The sequence below is a fragment of the Pseudomonas sp. G7(2022) genome (assembly GCF_052660475.1).
Window position 1 is genome coordinate 2,087,181 of sequence record NZ_CP109659.1, and the last position, 20,537, is coordinate 2,107,717.

The following is a 20,537-nucleotide window of genomic DNA, read 5'->3' on the forward strand; positions in this document are numbered from 1 at the left end:
CATCCATCAGAGCATCGCCCTTCAGGTCGCCGCGACCCCGGATGCGCTGGCCGTGACCTTCGCCGACACGCAGCTGACCTACGCTGAACTGGACGCCCGGGCCAACCGCCTGGCGCACAAACTGATCGAACTCGGCGTCGGCCCGGAGGTGCGGGTGGGCGTGGCGTTGCCGCGTTCCGAGCAGTTGCTGGTTGCACTGCTGGCGGTGCTCAAGGCCGGCGGCGCCTACGTACCGCTGGACCCGGACTACCCGGCCGACCGTGTGGCCTACATGCTCGAAGACAGCCGTGCGCGAGTGCTGCTGACTGAGCAAGAACTGGCGGCAACACTGAGCGTGCCGTTCGACACGCAAGTGTTGCTGCTGGATCAGATCGCGCTGGATGGCTATCCGGCTCAGGCACCGCAAACGGCGGTGACGCCGGACAACCTCGCCTACGTGATCTACACCTCCGGTTCCACCGGCAAGCCGAAAGGCGTGGCGATTGCGCATCGCAACGTCATGGCGCTGATCGACTGGTCGGCCAAGGTCTACCGCCGCGAAGACATTCAAGGCGTGCTGGCCTCGACCTCGGTGTGCTTCGACCTGTCGGTGTGGGAGCTGTTTGTGACGTTGGCCAACGGCGGCTCGTTGATCATCGCCCGCAATGCGCTGGAACTGCCGCAACTGCCGGCGCGGGATCAGGTGCGCCTGATCAACACCGTGCCGTCGGCGATCAACGCATTGCAGCGCGCCGGGCAGATTCCACCGGGTGTGCGGATCATCAACCTGGCGGGCGAGCCGCTCAAGCAAGGGCTGGTGGACGCGCTGTATCAGCAGCCGCACATTGAACACGTCTACGATCTGTATGGCCCGTCGGAAGACACCACTTACTCGACCTGGACCCGCCGCACCGCCGGTGGTCAGGCGCGGATCGGCCGGGCGCTGGTTCACTCCGCCAGCCACTTGCTCGATGCCGATCTGCAAGCGGTGCCGCACGGCGTGTCGGCCGAGTTGTATTTGTCGGGCGCCGGCGTCACGCGTGGTTACCTGGGCAAAGCGGCGATGACCGCCGAGAAGTTTGTGCCCAATCCTTTCGCCCGTAATGGCGAGCGTCTCTACCGCACCGGCGACCTGATTCGTCAGCGCGAGGACGGCGAGCTGGAGTACATGGGCCGGATCGACCATCAGGTGAAAATCCGTGGTTTCCGGATCGAACTCGGCGAAATCGAAGCGCGCCTGCTGGCGCAACCGGGCATCAGCGAGGCGGCCGTGCTGGCCATTGAGGCCGAGGGCGGCGCACAACTGGTGGCTTACGTGGTCGCCCCACAACTGGACGTGTACGACGGGCAAGCGCAGCGACAACTGCGTGACGGACTAAAGACTGGCCTCAAGTCTTCGTTACCTGACTACATGATTCCCGCGCACCTGCTGTTCCTTGAGCAGTTGCCCCTGACCCCCAACGGCAAGCTCGACCGCAAGGCGCTGCCGGCGGTGGATGCCAGCCAGATGCAGGCCGCGTATGTCGCGCCGCAATCGGAGCTTGCGCAACAGGTCGCGGCAATCTGGCAGCAAGTGCTCACCGTGGAACGCATCGGTCTGAACGATCACTTCTTCGAACTCGGCGGGCACTCGCTGCTGGCGGTCAATGTCGTGTCGCGCATCGCCCTGGAACTGGGCCTGACGCTGACGCCGCAACTGCTATTCCAGCACCCCGTCCTCGGCGACTTTGTCGCTCGACTCGATACAGGAGGCGGGGCAATCAACGAACAGAAACTGAACAAGCTGGAAGCCCTGCTTGACGATATGGAGGAGTTCTGATGGACACGAGTGTTGCTTTGAGGATTGCCAAGCGCTTTATCACTCTGCCGCTGGACAAACGTAAGCTCTACCTGGAAAAGATGCTCGAAGAGGGCGTCTCGCCGGCGAACCTGCCGATTCCGGAAACTCGCTCAAGCTTCGAGGCGATCCCGCTGTCCTACGCCCAGGAACGCCAGTTGTTCCTGTGGCAGATGGACCCGCACAGCACCGCGTACCACATTCCCAGCGCCCTGCGGTTGAAGGGCCGACTGGATGTCGCGGCGCTGGAGCGCAGTTTCAACGCGGTGGTCGCCCGCCATGAAAGCCTGCGCACCACGTTCGTCGAGCAGGGTGAAACCTTCTGTCAGAAGGTTCACGGGCAGATGCCGTTGAACATCACGGTCGAGACGCTGGCGCCCGGTCAGGACGCTGACACCGCGATCAAGGCTTTCGTCGAAAACGAAACCGCACGCCCGTTCAACCTGCAACAGGGGCCGTTGTTGCGGGTGTCGTTGCTCAAGGTCGGCGAAGATGATCATGTGCTGGCGCTGATCCAGCACCACATCATCTCCGATGGCTGGTCGATGCAAGTGCTGGTCGGCGAGTTGATCAAGCATTACGCCGCCGACACCGGCGGCCAGTCCCTGAGCCTGCCGCCGCTGGAGGTGCAATACGCCGACTACGCGATCTGGCAGCGCCACTGGCTGGAGGCCGGCGAGCGTGAGCGGCAGCTGAAATACTGGATCGACACCCTCGGCGGCGAACAGCCGGTGCTGGAATTGCCGATCGATCACCCGCGCCCGGCGGTGCAAAGGTTCCGTGGCGCGCGCCTCGATCTGAACCTGCCGACCGCACTGGGCGAGGCCCTCAAACAACTGGCCCAGCGCGAAGGCGCGAGTCTGTTCATGGTGCTGCTGGCGTCGTTCCAGGCCTTGCTGCACCGCTACAGCGGCCAATCGCAGATCCGCGTCGGCGTGCCGACCGCCAACCGCAACCGGGTGGAAACCGAAGGCCTGATCGGCTTCTTCGTCAACACCCAGGTGCTGAGCGCGGACGTCCACGGACAACTGCCGTTCAATCAATTGCTGGCCCAGGTCAAGCAGTCGGCGATGGCCGCTCAGGCCCATCAGGACCTGCCGTTCGAGCAACTGATTGAAGCCCTGCAACCGGAACGCAGCCTGAGCCACAGCCCGGTGTTCCAGGTGATGTACAACCACCAGGCGGTCAACGACCAGACCCAGCGTCAAAGCCAGGTGCAACTGCCGCAACTGAGTGTCGAGGACATCGTCTGGGAGGGCCGCACCGCGCAGTTCGACCTGACCCTCGGCACCTACGAATCCAGCGAAGGCGTGGCGGCGGAACTGACCTACGCCACCGACCTGTTCAAGCCGCAAACCATCGAGCGTCTGGCGCGCCATTGGCTGAACCTGCTGCACGGCATCGTCGCCGCGCCGAATCAGCGTGTCGGCGAACTGCCGCTGCTGGAAACCACCGAACATCAAGTGCTGTTGCAGGACTGGAAACGCGTGGTCGATCACGCCGCGCCGGCGCCCTGTGTGCAGCAACGCATTGCCCTGCAAGCCGCGCAGACGCCTGAGGCTACCGCGTTGATCATCGGCGAAGACCAACTGACTTACGGTCAGTTGAACGCCCGCGCCAACCAGCTCGCGCACAAGCTGATCGAACTGGACGTCGGTCCGGATCGACTGGTCGGCATTGCGGTCGAGCGCAGCGTCGAAATGATCGTCGGCCTGCTGGCGATCCTCAAGGCCGGCGGCGCTTATGTACCGCTGGACCCGGCGTATCCGCAAGACCGCCTGGCCTACATGATCGAGGACAGTGGCATCGAATTGCTGTTGACCCAAGCGCACTTGCAGACGTTGCTTCCAATCCCGGCCGGTCTTGCCACGGTGTTGCTGGATCAGCCGCAGGACTGGCTGGCGGCGTACCCGACCACCGTGCCTGACGTGGCAGTGAACGGCGAGCATCTGGCCTACACGATTTACACCTCGGGCTCGACCGGCAAGCCTAAGGGCGTGATGGTCCGCCACGCAGCCCTGAGCAACTTCGTCGCGAGCATGGTCGGGCAACCGGGCATCGCTGCGGCGGATCGCATGCTGTCGCTGACCACCTTCTCGTTCGACATTTTCGGCCTGGAAATCTACGGCCCGCTGCTGGCCGGCGCCGCCGTGGTGCTGACCGGCAAGGACGTGCATCAGGACCCGCAAGCAGTGCTCGAACTGATCGACCGCCACGGCGTGACCATGCTGCAAGCCACGCCTTCGACCTGGCGCATGCTGCTGGACAACGAACACGCCGGGATTCTCGACGGCCGCACTTTCCTGTGTGGCGGTGAAGCGCTGCCTCAGGAGCTGGCGCAACGCATGCTGGAGCGCTCGCCGAAGGTCTGGAACCTCTACGGCCCGACCGAAACCACGATCTGGTCGGCGCTGCATCCGTTGAGCGTGGACAACAGCCGTCCGTTCCTCGGCAAACCGATCGACAACACCGCGCTGTACATTCTCGGCAGTGATCTGGAACTCAATCCGCTCGGCGCGCCGGGCGAGCTGCTGATCGGCGGCGACGGTCTGGCGCGGGGTTATTTCCAGCGTCCTGCGCTGACCGCCGAACGCTTTGTGCCGGACCCGTTCTCAAGCACCGGCGAGCGTCTGTATCGCACCGGTGACCTGACCCGTTACCGCGCCGAAGGCGTGATCGAATACATCGGGCGGATTGACCATCAGGTGAAAATCCGTGGTTTCCGGATCGAGCTGGGCGAAATCGAAGCGCGCCTGCTGGCGCTCGACAGCGTGCGCGAAACCGTGGTCGTCGCCCAGGACGGCCCGACCGGCCCGCAACTGGTGGGCTACGTGGTGCCGACGTCCGGCGAGGTGCTGGATGCAGGCGGTGAAGCCGCGTTGCGCGCTGCGCTCAAGACCAGCCTCAAGGCTGAATTGCCGGAGTACATGGTGCCGGCGCACCTGCTGTTTCTCACGCAACTGCCGCTGACCCCCAACGGCAAAGTCGACCGCAAGGCTTTGCCGGCGCCGGACGCCAGCCAGTTGCAATCGACTTACATTGCGCCGCAGACCGCCAGCCAGCACACCGTCGCCGACATCTGGCAAACCGTGTTGAAACTGGAGCAGGTGGGGCTGGGCGACAACTTCTTTGAGCTCGGCGGCCATTCGCTGCTGGTGACTCAGGTCGTTTCGCGGGTGCGTGAGGCGCTCAACGTGCAAGTGCCGCTGCGCACCCTGTTCGAACACAGCACGCTGGTGGATTTCGTCGCCGCCCTCGGCGTCGAGCAGGCGCAGCAGGAGCCGCCGATTGTTGCGTTGCCGCGTCAGCAACCGCTGGCGCTGTCCTACGCTCAGGAGCGTCAGTGGTTCCTCTGGCAGCTGGAACCGACCAGCACCGCTTACCATGTGCCGGCCGCATTGCGCCTGCGCGGTGAACTGGACCTGCCGGCGTTGCAGCGCAGCTTCGATGCGCTGATTGCCCGCCACGAATCCCTGCGTACCTGCTTTGTCGAAGAGCAGGGCCAGACCCTGCAAGTGATCCAGGCTCAGGCAGCGCTGAACATCGCGGTCGAAAGCATCGACGGCGAGCTGGATGATGCCGCGTTGCAAGCCTTGGTCGCTGCCGAAACCCTGCACCTGTTCGACTTGCAGAAAGGCCCGCTGCTGCGGGTCAAACTGCTGCGTCTGGCGGCTGATGACCACGCGCTGATCATCACCTTGCACCACATCGTGTCCGATGGCTGGTCGATGGGGATCATGGTCAACGAGCTGGTGGCGTTGTATGCCGCGCACAGCGAAGGCAAGACCGCGCAGTTGCCGGGATTGCCGGTGCAATACGCCGACTATGCGGTGTGGCAGCGCCAGTGGATGGACGCCGGTGAGCGCGAACGTCAACTGAGTTACTGGACCGCGCAACTGGGCGACGGCGATCAGCCGTTGCTGGAACTGCCGACCGACCGTCCGCGTCCGCCGGAGCAAAGCTACCGGGGCGCGCGTCAGGACATCCCGCTGAGCGCCGAACTGGCCGCCGGCCTCAAACAGGTCGCACAACGGGAAAACGTCACCCTGTTCGCGTTGCTGCTGGCGTCGTTCCAGACCCTGCTGCATCGCTACAGCGGCCAGGCCGACATTCGCGTCGGTGTGCCGGTGGCCAACCGTAACCGGGTCGAGACCGAAGGCCTGATCGGCTTCTTCGTCAACACCCAGGTGCTGAAGACTGAGTTCGACAGCCAGCAGACCTTCCGCAGCCTGTTGCAGCAAGTGAAGAACACCGTACTCGGTGCCCAGGCCCACCAGGACCTGCCGTTCGAGCAACTGGTCGATGCGCTGCAACCGGAACGCAGCCTGAGCCACAGTCCGCTGTTCCAGGTGCTGCACAACCACCAGAGTCAGACCCGTCAGGCGCAGGGCGCGACGCGTCTGCCGAAGATCGAGATCGAAGGCCTGAGCTGGGTGTCGCATACCGCGCAGTTCGACCTGACCCTCGACACCTTCGAGTCGGCGGACAACGTCTGGGCCGAACTGACTTACGCCACCGACCTGTTCGACGCAGTGACCATGGAGCGACTGGCGCAGCACTGGACGAATCTGCTGCACGGCATCGTCGCCGATTGTGCCCAGCGCATCGCCGAACTGCCATTGCATGAGGCGGCCGAACGTCAGGCCACGCTGTTGCAATGGAACCCGGCCGTGGCCGATTTCCCGAGCGAGGCGTGCCTGCATCAACTGATCGAAGCGCAGGCCGAGCGTGCGCCGCAAGCGGTGGCCGTGACCTATGGCGAACAGACTCTGAGCTATGGCGAGCTCAACAGCCGCGCCAACCCGTTGGCCCACAAGCTGATTGCCAGCGGTGTCGGGCCGGACGTGCGCGTCGGTCTGGCGGTGGAGCGCAGCCTGGAAATGCTCGTCGGGCTGTTGGCGATTCTCAAGGCCGGCGGTGCTTATGTGCCGCTCGACCCGACGTATCCGGAAGATCGTCTGGCCTACATGATCGGTGACAGCGGCATCAGCCTGCTGCTGACCCAGAGTCATCTGCTCGGCCGTCTGCCAGTGCCGGACTCGGTGCGCAGCGTGATGCTCGATCAGGAAGGCGACGGCCTCGAACGCTACAGCGACAGCAACCCGCAGGTGCGCATGAGCCCGGACAACCTGGCTTACGTGATCTACACCTCCGGTTCCACCGGCCAGCCGAAAGGCACCTTGCTCGCCCATCACAACGTGCTGCGTCTGTTCAAGGCCACCGATGCCTGGTTCGATTTCGGCCCGCAGGATGTCTGGAGCCTGTTCCATTCCTACGCGTTCGACTTCTCGGTCTGGGAGATTTTCGGTGCGCTGCTGTACGGCGGCAAACTGGTGGTGGTGCCATACGAGACCAGCCGTTCGCCGGAAGATTTCTATACCTTGTTGTGCCGTGAAGGCATCACGGTTCTCAACCAGACGCCGTCGGCGTTCAAGCAACTGATGCAAGTGGCGTGTGCCCCGGCACACGCGGCGGCGCAAACGTCCCTGCGCTACGTGGTGTTCGGCGGCGAGGCGCTGGAGGTCAAGAGCCTGCGGCCGTGGTTCGAGCGCTTCGGCGACCGGGCCCCGCAACTGATCAACATGTACGGCATCACCGAAACCACGGTCCACGTGACCTACCGGCCGATCTCCCTGGCCGACCTGCAACGCGATGCCGGCAGCCCGATCGGCGAGCCGATTCCGGACTTGTCCTGGTATTTGCTCGACGGCGACCTGAACCCGGTGGCCAAGGGTTGCATCGGCGAGCTGTACGTCGGCCGCGCCGGTCTGGCCCGGGGGTATCTGAACCGTCCTGACTTGACCACGCTGCGCTTTATTCCCGATCCGTTTGCCGCCGATGGCGGGCGTCTGTACCGCACCGGTGACCTGGCGCGTTATCGCGCCGACGGTGTGATCGAATACGTCGGCCGGATCGACCATCAAGTGAAGATTCGCGGCTTCCGCATCGAACTCGGCGAGATCGAAGCGCAGTTGCTCGAACAAGCAGCCGTGCGTCAGGCCGTGGTGCTGGCGCAGCCGGGCCTCAGTGGTCAGCAACTGGTGGCGTACCTGGTGCCGAGTGAGGCCGCCTTGCTCGCCGCCGACGCTGCCGAACAGGGCCAGTGGCGTGACAACGTGCGTGCCGCGCTCAAGGAAAACCTGCCGGATCACATGATCCCGGCGCACCTGTTGCTGCTTGAGCAACTGCCATTGACCGCCAACGGCAAACTCAACCGCAGTGCCTTGCCGTCTGCGGATGCGAGTCAGGCGCAGCAGGCCTATCAAGCACCGCAAAGCGAACTGGAACAGCGTCTGGCCGAGATCTGGCAGGACGTGCTGAAGCTGGAACGCGTGGGTCTGACCGACAACTTCTTCGAGCTGGGCGGCGATTCGATCATCTCGATTCAAGTGGTCAGCCGCGCCCGTCAGGCCGGCATCCATCTGAACCCCAAAGACCTGTTCCAGCACCAGACTATCCAGCGTCTGGCGCTGGTTGCGCACATTGGTGACAGCGAATCGACCATCGATCAGCAGCCGGTTACCGGCCCGGCGTTGCTGTTGCCGATTCAGCAGCAGTTCTTCGAGGACGACATCCCCGAGCGTCACCATTGGAACCAGTCGGTGCTGCTCAAGCCACGTCAGCCGCTGGCGGCCGAAAAGGTCGAGCAAGCGGTGCGTGCGCTGGTCATCCATCACGATGCCTTGCGCCTGAGTTTCAGCCAGCAGGGCAGTGTCTGGCAGGCCGAACACCTGTCGGTCGATGCGTTGCCGCAAGACCTGCTCTGGCAGGAAGACATTGCCGACATCGCGGATCTTGAAGCCTTGGGCAATCGCGCCCAGCGCAGCCTCGACCTGCAGAACGGCCCGTTGCTGCGTGCGGTGCTGGCGAATCTGGCTGACGGCACGCAACGCCTGTTGCTGGTGATCCATCACCTGGCGGTGGACGGCGTGTCGTGGCGGATTCTGCTGGAAGACCTGCAAACCGCGTATCAACAAGCCAACAGCGGTCAGACCCTGGACCTGCCGGCCAAGACCAGTGCCTTCAAGGACTGGAGCGAACACTTGCAGCGTTACGCCAACAGCCCGGCGTTGCAGGAAGAACGGGCGTACTGGCAGGCCTGCCTGAGCGATGTCAGCACCGATCTGCCGTGCAAGCGTCTCGACGCCGGCCAGCAGAATCGTCTGGCGCAGACCGTGCAGACCCGCCTCAGCGCGGAGCTGACCCGGCAGCTGTTGCAAGAAGCCCCGGCGGCCTATCGCACCCAGGTCAACGACCTGCTGCTGACCGCGCTGGCCCGAGTGATCGGGCGCTGGAGCGGGCAGCCGTCGACGCTGATTCAACTGGAAGGTCACGGTCGCGAAGAGCTGTTCGACGGCGTCGACCTGACCCGCACCGTGGGCTGGTTCACCAGCCTGTTCCCGGTGCGCCTGACCCCGGCCGAAGGCGCGGGGGAGTCGATCAAGCAGATCAAGGAGCAACTGCGCTCGATCCCGAACAAGGGCATCGGTTTCGGTACGCTGCGTCACCTTGGTGATGCCGATGTGCAGCGCAGCTTGAAGGCGTTGCCGACCCCGCGTATCACCTTCAACTACCTCGGCCAGTTCGACGGCAGTTTCGAAGCCGATGACGGCGCGCTGTTTGCCCCTGCGCCGGACAATGCCGGCCTGGAACAAAGCCCGGATGCGCCGCTGGGTAACTGGCTGACCCTCAACGGTCAGGTCTACGGCGGTGAACTGAGTGTCGGCTGGACCTTCAGCGAAGAACGCTTCGACAGCGCCACCATTGAGGCGCTGGCTCGCGACTACGCCGATGAACTCGCCGCGCTGATTGGCCACTGCCTGACCCCGGACGTGGAAGGCCTGACCCCGTCGGACTTCCCGCTGGCCGGCCTGACCCAGGCACAGCTCGACAGTCTGCCGCTGCCGTCCTCGCAGATTGCCGACATCTATCCGCTGTCGGCGATGCAGCAGGGCATGCTGTTCCACAGCCTGTACGAGCAGACGTCCGGCGACTACATCAACCAGGTTCGCCTGGATGTCGAAGGCCTCGACCCGCAGCGCTTCCAGCAGGCCTGGCAGGCCGCGGTGGACAACCACGACATCCTGCGCACCAGCTTCGTCTGGCAAGGCCAGGTGGCGCGTCCGGTGCAAGTGGTGCACAAGCAGCTGGAGATGCCGTTCAACGTGCTCGATTGGCGTGACCGTAATGCCGATCCGGCAGCCCTGGATCAGTTGGCCGCCAGCGAGCAGGCGCAAGGTTTCGACCTGAGCCACGGCCCGCTGCTGCGCATGGTCGTGGTGCGTCTGGACGATCAGCGCTGCCACCTGATCTACACCAACCACCACATCCTGATGGACGGCTGGAGCAATTCGCAGTTGCTCGGCGAAGTCCTCCAGCGCTATGCCGGGGAAACCCTGCCGGCACTGGCCGGGCGTTATCGCGACTACATCGAATGGCTGCAACGCCAGGACGTCAAGGTCAGCGAACACTACTGGACCGCGCAACTGGCCAACCTGCAGGAGCCGACCCGTCTGGCCCAGGCGATTCAGGCCCAGCGCAGCGACGAGTCCCGTGAAGGTCACGGCGAGCGTTACGTGTTCATCAACGCCGAACAGACCCGGCGTCTGGGGGAATTCGCTCGCCAGCAGAAGGTCACGCTCAACACCCTGATCCAGGCTGCATGGCTGCTGCTGTTGCAGCGCCTGACCGGGCAGGAAAGCGTGGCGTTCGGCGCCACCGTGGCCGGTCGTCCGACCGAGCTCAAGGGCGTCGAGCAGCAGATCGGCCTGTTCATCAACACCTTGCCGGTGATCGCCAGCCCGCGTTCGGACTACAGCGTCGGCCAGTGGTTGCAGAACGTGCAGGCGCAGAACATCGGCCTGCGTGAACATGAACACACGCCGCTGTTCGACATCCAGCGCTGGGCCGGGCAGAGCGGTGAAGCGCTGTTCGACAACATTCTGGTGTTCGAGAACTATCCCGTGTCCCAGGCCCTGGAAGAGGGCGCGCCACAGGCGTTGCGCTTTGGCGAGGTCAACAACCACGAGCAGACCAACTACCCGCTGACTCTGGCGGTGAATGTCAGCGATGAACTGTCGCTGCACTACAGCTACCAGCGCGGGCAGTTCACCGATTCGGTGATCGAGCAATTGAGTGCGCAACTGCACAACCTGTTGCAGCAAATGGTGCAGTCGGGCGATGCCATGCTCGGCGCGCTGGACTTGCTCGACACCGCCGACCGCCGTTTGATGGTCGAGCAGTGGAACGCCACCGGCATCGACTATCCGCTGGAGCAGGGTGTGCACACGCTGATCGAAGCCCAGGCCCTGCGCACCCCGGACGCGCCGGCGCTGGTGTTCGCCGGTCAGACGCTGAGCTACGCGCAGCTCAACGCCCGCGCCAACCAGTTGGCCCATGGCTTGATCGCCCGTGGCGTCGGCCCGGATGGGCTGGTCGGGATTGCGGTCGAGCGCAGCCTGGAAATGGTCATCGGCCTGCTGGCGATTCTCAAGGCCGGCGGCGCCTATGTGCCGTTGGACCCGGAGTACCCGCGTGATCGCCTGAGCTACATGATCGCCGACAGCGGCATCGACCAGTTGCTGACCCAGCCGCACCTGCTGGCCAGCCTGCCGATTCCCGACGGCGTACAGACCCTGTGCCTGGAGCCGTCCGGTGCGGACTTCGCCGAGTGGCCGACGCACAATCCGCAGGTCGAATACGACGCCAGCAACCTGGCCTACGTGATCTACACCTCCGGTTCCACCGGTCTGCCGAAAGGCGCGGGCAACGCCCATCGCGCCCTGACCAACCGCCTGATGTGGATGCAGCAGGCCTATGGTCTGGACGCCAGTGACACCGTGTTGCAGAAAACCCCGTTCAGCTTCGACGTGTCGGTGTGGGAGTTCTTCTGGCCGCTTATGACCGGCGCCCGGCTGGTCGTCGCGGCACCGGGCGACCACCGCGATCCGGCGAAACTGATCGCGCTGATCAACGCCGAACGCGTCACCACGCTGCACTTTGTGCCGTCGATGCTGCAGGCCTTCCTGCAGGACGCCAATGTGGCGAGCTGCGTCGGTCTGAAACGCATTGTCTGCAGCGGTGAAGCGCTGCCGGTGGATGCGCAGGTGCAGGTGTTCGCCAGACTGCCGCAGGCCGGTCTGTTCAACCTGTACGGCCCGACCGAAGCGGCCATCGACGTGACCCACTGGACCTGCCGCGACGAAGGCCGCGACGGCGTGCCGATCGGTCAGCCGATTGCCAACTTGTCGACCTTCATTCTCGACAGCGGCCTCAATCCGCTGCCGGTGGGTGTGGCCGGCGAGCTGTACCTCGGTGGCATCGGTCTGGCCCGTGGTTATCACCGTCGTCCGGGGCTGAGCGCCGAGCGTTTTGTCGCCAATCCGTTCGCGGCCGGCGAGCGGATGTACCGCACCGGTGACCTGGCACGCTACCGCGCCGACGGCGTGATCGAGTACGTCGGGCGCATCGACCATCAGGTCAAACTGCGCGGTTTGCGGATCGAGCTGGGTGAAATCGAAGCGCGGCTGATGGAGCACGCCGCCGTGCGGGAAGCGGTGGTGGTTGCCCGTGATGTGCTGGGCAGCCAGCAACTGGTGGCGTACCTGGTGCCGAGTGATCCGGCGACCGTCGATGCTCCGGACGCCGTGCGCAATGAACTGCACGACAGCCTGTCGACCTGGCTGGGCGCGAGTCTGCCGGACTATATGGTGCCGGCGCACCGGATGTGGCTGGCGCAGATGCCGCTGAGCCCCAACGGCAAACTCGACCGCAAGCGTTTGCCGGCGCTGGCGTTCTCGGCTGCGCAGCAACACGTCGAACCGGCCAGTGCCATCGAACAGACGCTGGTGGACATCTGGAAAGACGTGCTGGGCCTTGAGCGGATCAGCACCACCGACAGTTTCTTTGCGTTGGGCGGCGATTCGATCATCTCGATTCAGGTGGTCAGCCGCGCCCGTCAACAAGGCATCGAGCTGAGCCCGAAAGACCTGTTCCAGCAGCCGACCATCCAGCAACTGGCCGTGCGTGCCCAAGCCACCGAAGGCACTCAGGCGCCGGTGGCCGTTTTGGTCGACATGCCGTTGCACGGTCTGAGCGAGGCGCAGATTGCCGAGCTGCCACTGCCGGAAGGGCAACTGGACGGGTTGTACCGCTTGTCGCCGATGCAGCAGGGCATGCTGTTCCTCGGCCTGAACTCGCCGGAGGCCGACCTCTACATCAACCAGGTGAGCATTCCGGTGCAGGGCCTGGAGCCGGCGCGCTTCAAGGCGGCGTGGGAAGCGGCGAGCCGCCGTCACGACATTCTGCGCACCGGTTTCCTCTGGCAGGACATGGCAGAGCCGCTGCAATTCGTGCTCGCCGATCCGCAACTGCCGGTGAGCCTGCTCGACTGGCGCGATCAGGATCACTCGGAACAAGCCTTGCAGGCACTGGCCGCCAGCGAACGGGCCAAGGGTTTCGACCTCGACCGTCCGCCGCTGCAACGCCTGACGCTGGTGCAAGTGGGCGAGGGCAGCTATCAGCTGATCTGGACCTATCACCACATCCTGATCGACGGCTGGAGCAGTTCGCAGCTGATCGGCGAAGTGCTGAGCCAGTATTCCGGCCAGCCGGTCGCCGAAGCGATGCCGTACCGTCGCTACATCAACTGGCTGCAACAGCAGGATGTCAATGCCAGCGAAGGTTTCTGGCGTGAACATTTGAGCCTGCTCGACGAGCCGACTTATCTTGCCGACGCCGTGGCGCGCACCGGCGAAGGTCGCGGTCACGAAGCGCTGTACAGCCGTCTGGGCGAAACCCGCACCGAACAGCTCAAAGCCTTCGCCCAGTCCCAGCAGATCACCCTCAACACGCTGGTGCAGGGGGCGTGGCTGATGCTGCTGAGCCGTTACAGCGGCCAGCGCTGCGTGGCGTTCGGCGCCACGGTGGCGGGGCGTCCGGCAAGTCTGCTGGCGTCGGAGTCGATCCTCGGTCTGTTCATCAACACCTTGCCGGTGATCAAGGACGTGCCGGCCGAACAGGCGGTCGGCCAGTGGCTGCGCGACTTGCAGGACTTCAACCTGGAAATGCGCGAGCGCGAATACACGCCGCTGTCCGACGTTCAGCGCTGGGCCGGGCGGACCGGGCAGTCGCTGTTCGACAGCATCATCGTGTTCGAGAACCACCCGATCGATCAGGCGTTGCGCGAGTGGCGCGACGACTCGCTGAAGTTTGGCGAGAGCGCCAGCGCCGGCCTGACCAACTTCCCGATGGACCTGATGGTCACGCTCGAAGATGGCCTGGTGATCGAGTACATGTTCCTGCGCGAGCATTTCGACCGGGCGACCGTCGAAGGCATCCGCAGCAATATGGAAGGGCTGCTGACCGCACTCACCGAGGACGCTGCGCAACCGCTGGGCCGCATCGGTCTGCCGACTGCGAATGTCGCGGATTCGACGGCGGTTGCCGTGCAGCCGCCAGCGGTGGCGGTGCATCAGCGCATTGCTCAGTGGGCCGCGCAGCGCAGCGAGCAGACTGCCGTGGTTTTCAATGATCAGGCGTTCAGCTACGGCCAGATCGAGGCTCGGGCCAATCGTCTGGCCCATGCGCTGATCGCCGAGGGCGTCGGTCCGGAAGTGCGGGTCGGCGTGGCGTTGCCGCGCAGCGAGAACATGATTGTCGCGCTGCTGGCGGTGCTCAAGGCCGGCGGTGCCTACGTGCCGCTGGACGCGACTTATCCTCGCGAGCGTTTGAGTTATCTGATGCGCGATTCCGGTATCGCGCTGCTGCTCAGCGATTCGAGCCTGCGTCAGGTGATGCCGCCTCAGGACAACCTGCATGTGCTGGAACTGGATCGACTGGACCTCAGCGCCCGGCCGGAGACTGCGCCGCAGGTTTCGGTCGAACCGGGCAACCTCGCTTACGTGATCTACACCTCCGGATCCACCGGGCTGCCGAAAGGCGTCGGTGTGGCTCACGGGCCGCTGGCGATGCACTGCGAGGCGATCGGTCAGCGTTATGAAATGAGCGCGGCTGATTGCGAATTGCACTTCATGTCGTTCGCGTTCGACGGCGCTCACGAGCGCTGGCTGACCACCCTGACCCACGGCGCGCGCCTGCTGATCCGTGACGACAGCCTGTGGACGGCCGAGCAGACCTGCAACGCCATGCATCAGCACGGCGTGACCGTGGCGGCATTCCCGCCTGTGTACCTGCAACAACTGGCCGAACACGCCGAGCAACACGGCAACCCACCGCCGGTGCGGATCTACTGCTTCGGTGGCGATGCGGTGCCGGTGGCGAGTTTCGAACTGGCCAAGCGTGCGCTCAAACCGCGCTACATCATCAACGGCTACGGCCCGACCGAAACCGTGGTCACGCCGCTGATCTGGAAGGCCGGTGCCGAGGATGCCTGCGGCGCTGCCTACGCGCCGATCGGCAGCGTGGTCGGCGAGCGTTGCGGTTACGTGCTCGACAGCGATCTCAACCGTCTGCCGGTCGGCATTGCCGGCGAGTTGTACCTCGGTGGCGCGCTGGCCCGTGGTTATCTGGGACGCGCCGGCGGCACCGCCGAGCGCTTCGTGGCGAACCCGTTCAGCGCCGATGGCAGCCGTCTATATCGCACCGGTGACCTGGTGCGCCAGCGCGCCGATGGCACGGTCGACTACCTCGGCCGGATCGACCATCAGGTGAAGATCCGCGGTTTCCGAATCGAGTTGGGCGAAGTCGAAGCACGCCTCAAACAGCAGCCGGGTGTGCGCGATGCCGCCGTGGTCGCTCGCGAGGGCGTCAGCGGCAAACAACTGCTCGGCTATGTGCTGGCCGGTGCCGATGCGTCGGTGGACGGTCTGTGCGAACGCTTGCGCGAACAGCTCAAGGCCAGCCTGCCGGACTACATGGTGCCTGCGCACCTGATGTTGCTCGAGCGCATGCCGCTGACGCCGAACGGCAAACTCGACCGCAAGGCCTTGCCGGATCCGGACGCCGAACAGCGTCAGGATTACGTGGCCCCGCGCACCGAACTGGAAAAAGCCCTGGCGAAGATCTGGCAGGAGGTGCTGAAGATCGAACGCGTCGGCTTGACCGACAACTTCTTCGAACTGGGCGGCGACTCGATCCTCAGCCTGCAGGTGGTCGCCCGCAGCCGTGTGCTCAAGTCCCAGGGCCTGAGCCTGAAACTGCGCGACCTGATGCAGAAACCGAGCATCGCCGAACTGGTGGCCAGTGTTCAGGGGGCTGCCGAGAAGGCCTCCGGGCTGCTGGCAATGAACGCCGAGGTCAAGGGCCGGGCGCCGTTGTTCTGCATCCATGCCGGTTTCGGCACGGTGTTCGACTACGAGCCGCTGGCCCGTCGCTTGAGTGGTCAGCGCCAGGTGTTGGCGATCCAGTCGCGGATGTTGCTCGACCCGGCCTTCAGCGATACGTCGCTGCAAAGCATGGCGAGTGATTACGTGGCGCAGATTCGCGAGAAACAGCCGCAGGGGCCGTATCACCTGTTGGGCTGGTCGCTTGGCGGTACGCTGGCGATGCTGATGGCGGCGCAGCTTGAGCGGGAAGGGCAGCCAGTGAAGTTCGTCGGTCTGGTGGACAGCTTCGTGGCATCGGCGGCCATCAATGCCGGGGCCGTGGATGACTGGCGAGCCGATCTGCGTGACTTCCTGCGGGTCACTTTGCCGGACGCCGCGAACGTGGCCATCGACGGCGAGGAAACTACGCAGAACCTGCGCGCAGTGTTCAACGCCGCCATGGGCGCCGAAAGTGGGGCTTCGACCTACGTCGCGCTGGGGGCCGATGAACTGGCCCATGTGTTCAGTGTGGCGCGCCGGCTCAAACAGCTGTCGCTGCAGCTCGACCGCTGTCCGCCGCTGGCGGTGCACCCGGTTTGCTGGTGGACACTGGGCCGGGAAGAGGAGGCGGTCGAACTGGCGGCGCAACTCGAACAGCCGGGCATGGGCGGCGAATGGCTGGACTGCGGGCATTTCCAGATCCCGCGGGATGAAACTTTCCTGTCCGAGGCTGAAGAAATGCTCGGCGAGTTCGTTGAGTCAGTAGTCATGTCCTGAAACCTGCTTCGTAACCGCAAACACCACTCGGGCGCCTAAGGCGCCCGAGTGGTCTGGAGAATTGAATGTCGTTGAATCCTGATATCGCCGCATTTCTGCAATTGGTCGGCAACGGCCGGGCCAGCGGCAAACGCGTGGGCATGCATGAGCTGAGCCCGGAACAGGCCCGTGAACAGTTCGATCAGTCGTCGCTGCTGATGGACGCCGGCGGCGAAGACCTTGCGCTGGTCGATGAACTGCAACTGCCGGTGCGTGACGGCTCGCTGCTGGAGGCGCGGGTCTACAGCCATCAGCCCTTGAAAGCCGGGGCCGGACGTCCGGCGCTGTTGTATTTCCATGGTGGCGGTTATGTGGTCGGCAGCCTCGATTCCCATGACTCACTGTGCCGGGCGCTGGCGTCGATGGCCGATTGCGTGGTGCTGTCGGTGGCTTATCGACGGGCGCCGGAATTCCGTTTTCCGACCGCCGCCAACGATGCACAGGACGCCTGGAACTGGCTGGTGGCAAATGCTCAGGATCTGGGGCTGGACAGCACGCGCCTGGCGATTGCCGGTGACAGCGTCGGCGGCAGCCTGGCCACCGTGCTCGCCGCACAATTGGTGGGCGCCCCGGTGCAGCCGCGTTTGCAGGTGCTGATCTACCCGGTCACCGACGCCAGCCGCAGCACGTCCTCCATCGAGCGTTACGCCGAGGGTTATCTGCTGGAGAAGGCATCGCTGAACTGGTTCTACAACCACTATCAGCGTGAGGCGGGTGACCGTCTCGATCCGCGTTTCTCGCCGTTGCTGGGGGAGGTCTCAGCCGGTGTGGCGCCAACACTGCTGGTGTTGGCCGAGTGCGATCCACTGCACGACGAAGGCGTGGCGTATGCCCGGCATTTGCAGGCAGCGGGTGTCGAGGTCGAGTTGAAAGTGTACGAGGGCATGACCCATGACTTCATGCGCATGGGTGCGATCATCGATGAGGCCGAAGAGGCGCAGCAGCACATTGCCGAGCGGCTGCTGGAGGTGTTTGCAGCACGGTGACAGAGGTGATCGAGGGACTGAAAGGGTCGCTGTCTGCGGCCCTTTTCTATTGCCCGGGGAAAAAAGGGCAGGCAGCAAAACGCCGGCAAATGCCGGCGTCTTGTCGGGTGCTGAACGTGTTACCAGTTGTAGGTCACGTCGGCGGTCATGGTCCGGCCTTCGCCGTAGTAGCAGTCCAGGGTGCTGTTGCAGCTGGCGACGTACTTTTTGTCGGCGAGGTTTTCCAGGTTCATCTTCACTTTCACGCCTTTGACGTGCAGTGGCGATTTTTCCAGGTCGTAGGAAATCATGGCGTCATACACGGTGTAGGACGGGATCTGGAAGGAGTCTTCCTCGTAGTCCGAGCCATAGCTGCTGCGCACGTAGCGTGTGCCCAGGCCCATGCCCAGACCGGCCAGCGAAGTCGACTGGTCGAAGTCGTAGTTGATCCACGCCGACGCGGTCAGTGGTGGGCTCATGGCCAGGGTGCGACCTTCGCGACCGTCGTTGACGCTGCGCCACTTGATCTGGTTGCGCGACACCGAGGCCAGCACACGCAGGTTCTGGGTCACGTTGACCTTGCCTTCCAGTTCCACGCCGCGCGAACGCACCGAACCGCTCTGGCTGCTGAAGCCCGGGTTGTTCAGGTCGTTGGTCAGCATGTTGCTCTGATCGATCTGATAGGCCGACAGCTGGATGAAACCGTCGACGAAGCCTGGCTCGTACTTGACGCCGACTTCGTACTGTTTGCCCTCGGTCGGCTCGAACGGACGGCCGTTCATGTCGGCACCGGTCTGTGGCAGGAACGATTCGGCGTAGCTCACGTACGGTGTCAGGCCGTTTTCGAACTCGTAGCCAAGGCCTGCACGACCGGTGAACTTCTCGTCCTTGATGTTCGAGCGGTTGCCGCCCAGCGGTTCCTTGTTGATGGTTTCGGCGAAGTCGTAGCGACCGCCGACGGTCAGGAACCACTGGTTCCAGCGCATCTGGTCCTGGGTGTACAGGCCGGTCTGCTTGACCGTGTTGTCCCAACGGTAAGGCTGGCGGAAGTTGAACTGGCTGCCGTAGACCGGGTTGTACAGGTCGATGGCCGGGCCCTGACGGTCATAACGGCCGAGGAACTTGGAATTGTACTGGTAGTAGTCGACACCCAGCAGCAGGGTGTGATCCAGCTCGCCGGTCTTGAACTTGGCCTGGGCGATGTTATCGATGCCGTAGACCTTGTTGTCCTGGGCCCAGTCCACACCGAAGCGGGTCTGGCGACGTTCGTCGTCGGCGCCGGTGACCGGATTCGGTTCGAAGGAGTAGCCGTGCAGCGGCGCGATGTAACGGTCGTTGAGTTGCGCGTAACGGGCGTTCTGCTTGAGGGTCCAGACGTCGTTGAGTTCGTGGGAAATCTCGTAACCGAGCACGAACTGCTCGCGGTCGTACTTGTTCACATTCGGCTCGCCGAGGAACAGGCTGCGGCTGATGCGACCGTTGGCGGTGCGGTACACGGTGCCGTTGGCCGGCAGGCCCTGGGCTTCCGGGGTGTCGTGGTCTTTCTGGTACTGGCCGTACAGGGTGATGCTGGTGCGGTCGTTCGGCAGCCAGGTCAGGCTGGGCGCGAGCATCATGCGTTTCTGGTCGGCGTAGTCGATCTGCGAGTTGCTGTCGTTGACCACACCGGTCAGGCGATAGAGAAACTCACCCTGATCGTCGAGCGGGCCGCCGAGGTCGAAGGCGCCGTATTTGCGGTCATAGCTGCCGCCACCAATGATCACTTCGTGCAGAGGCGTGGCCGTCGGACGCTTGCCGACCATGTTGACGATGCCGCCTGGCTGGTTCTGGCCGTAGAGCACCGACGCCGGGCCCTTGAGCACTTCGATGCGCTCCAGGCTGTATGGGTCGATCTGCAACGAGCCGCCGGTGCTGCCGCCGCCGTAAGGCAGGTGCAGGCCGTCGAGGTACAGCGGCGTTGGCGAGAAACCCCGGGAGGTCGGTTCGTCGAAGATCTTCACCCGGTCGGAGAAGCCGCCGCCGGTCATGCCCGCGGTGTAGCGCAGGGCTTCGGTGACCGACTGCGAACCGCGCATCTTGATTTCGTCTTGCGTGACGACGTTGATGGTCTGCGGGATTTCCTTCAGCGCGGTATCGGTCTTGGAGCCGGTGGCGCTGCGTTTTGCAACAATGCCGTCAACCGGGCCCCACGCTGACTCCTGGGCGGCGGTGATGCTGGTCGGCGCCAGGTCAAGGCTCGCGCCGCTGCTGCGGGCACGCAAGGAAACATTGTTGCCCTGCACGCTGTAGGCGATGTCGGTGCCCTGAAGCAATTGCGCGATGGCGGCGGTCGGCTCCAGGTTGCCACTGACAGCGGTGCTGCGCAGGCCGCTGACGTCGTCCGGGCTGTACAGCACTTGTAGATTGGTCTGGCGGCCGAATTCCTGCAGCGCGCTCCCCAGCGACTGTGCCGCAATATTGATCGTCACCGCTGCGGCCTGCGCCTGACCGATCACCGGCAGGGTCAATGCCATGGCGCAAAGGGCTGGAAGGGTGGTGCGCAAGGAGCGGCGGATCAGCAGAGCCTTGGCGAGCGGGTGGAGTCCGTGCGGTGCGGGCATTGTTCTTCTACTCTTCAAAGTGTTGACTGAGAACTATTTCTATTAACTGTTAGTAAGACGTTGAGCCCTCCGAAAA

3 protein-coding genes and 1 pseudogene are annotated in these 20,537 nt (G+C 64.1%); 3 read left to right on the top strand and 1 reads right to left on the bottom strand.

Annotated elements, in window-relative coordinates:
- Positions 1-64 precede the first annotated feature (64 nt).
- The 3 genes and pseudogenes from NE357_RS09440 to NE357_RS09450 form a co-directional block, all read left to right on the top strand.
- Positions 65-1,798 (top strand): annotated as a pseudogene (locus tag NE357_RS09440) (amino acid adenylation domain-containing protein); the annotation flags it as partial.
- On the top strand, positions 1,798-16,857 hold the full coding sequence (locus NE357_RS09445) for a non-ribosomal peptide synthase/polyketide synthase (RefSeq protein WP_169429610.1): 15,060 nt from the start codon (positions 1,798-1,800) through the stop codon (positions 16,855-16,857). The pseudogene NE357_RS09440 and the gene NE357_RS09445, both read left to right, overlap by 1 nt.
- 65 nt (positions 16,858-16,922) lie before the next feature.
- Positions 16,923-17,882, top strand: coding sequence for an alpha/beta hydrolase (locus NE357_RS09450; RefSeq protein ID WP_169429611.1), 960 nt, complete (start codon positions 16,923-16,925; stop codon positions 17,880-17,882).
- Positions 17,883-18,001: 119 nt separating this feature from the next.
- Here NE357_RS09450 and NE357_RS09455 read toward each other — a convergent pair whose 3' ends face one another.
- Complete coding sequence (locus NE357_RS09455; RefSeq protein WP_169429612.1) at positions 18,002-20,461, bottom strand: TonB-dependent siderophore receptor; 2,460 nt, start codon at positions 20,459-20,461, stop codon at positions 18,002-18,004.
- Positions 20,462-20,537: the final 76 nt, after the last annotated feature.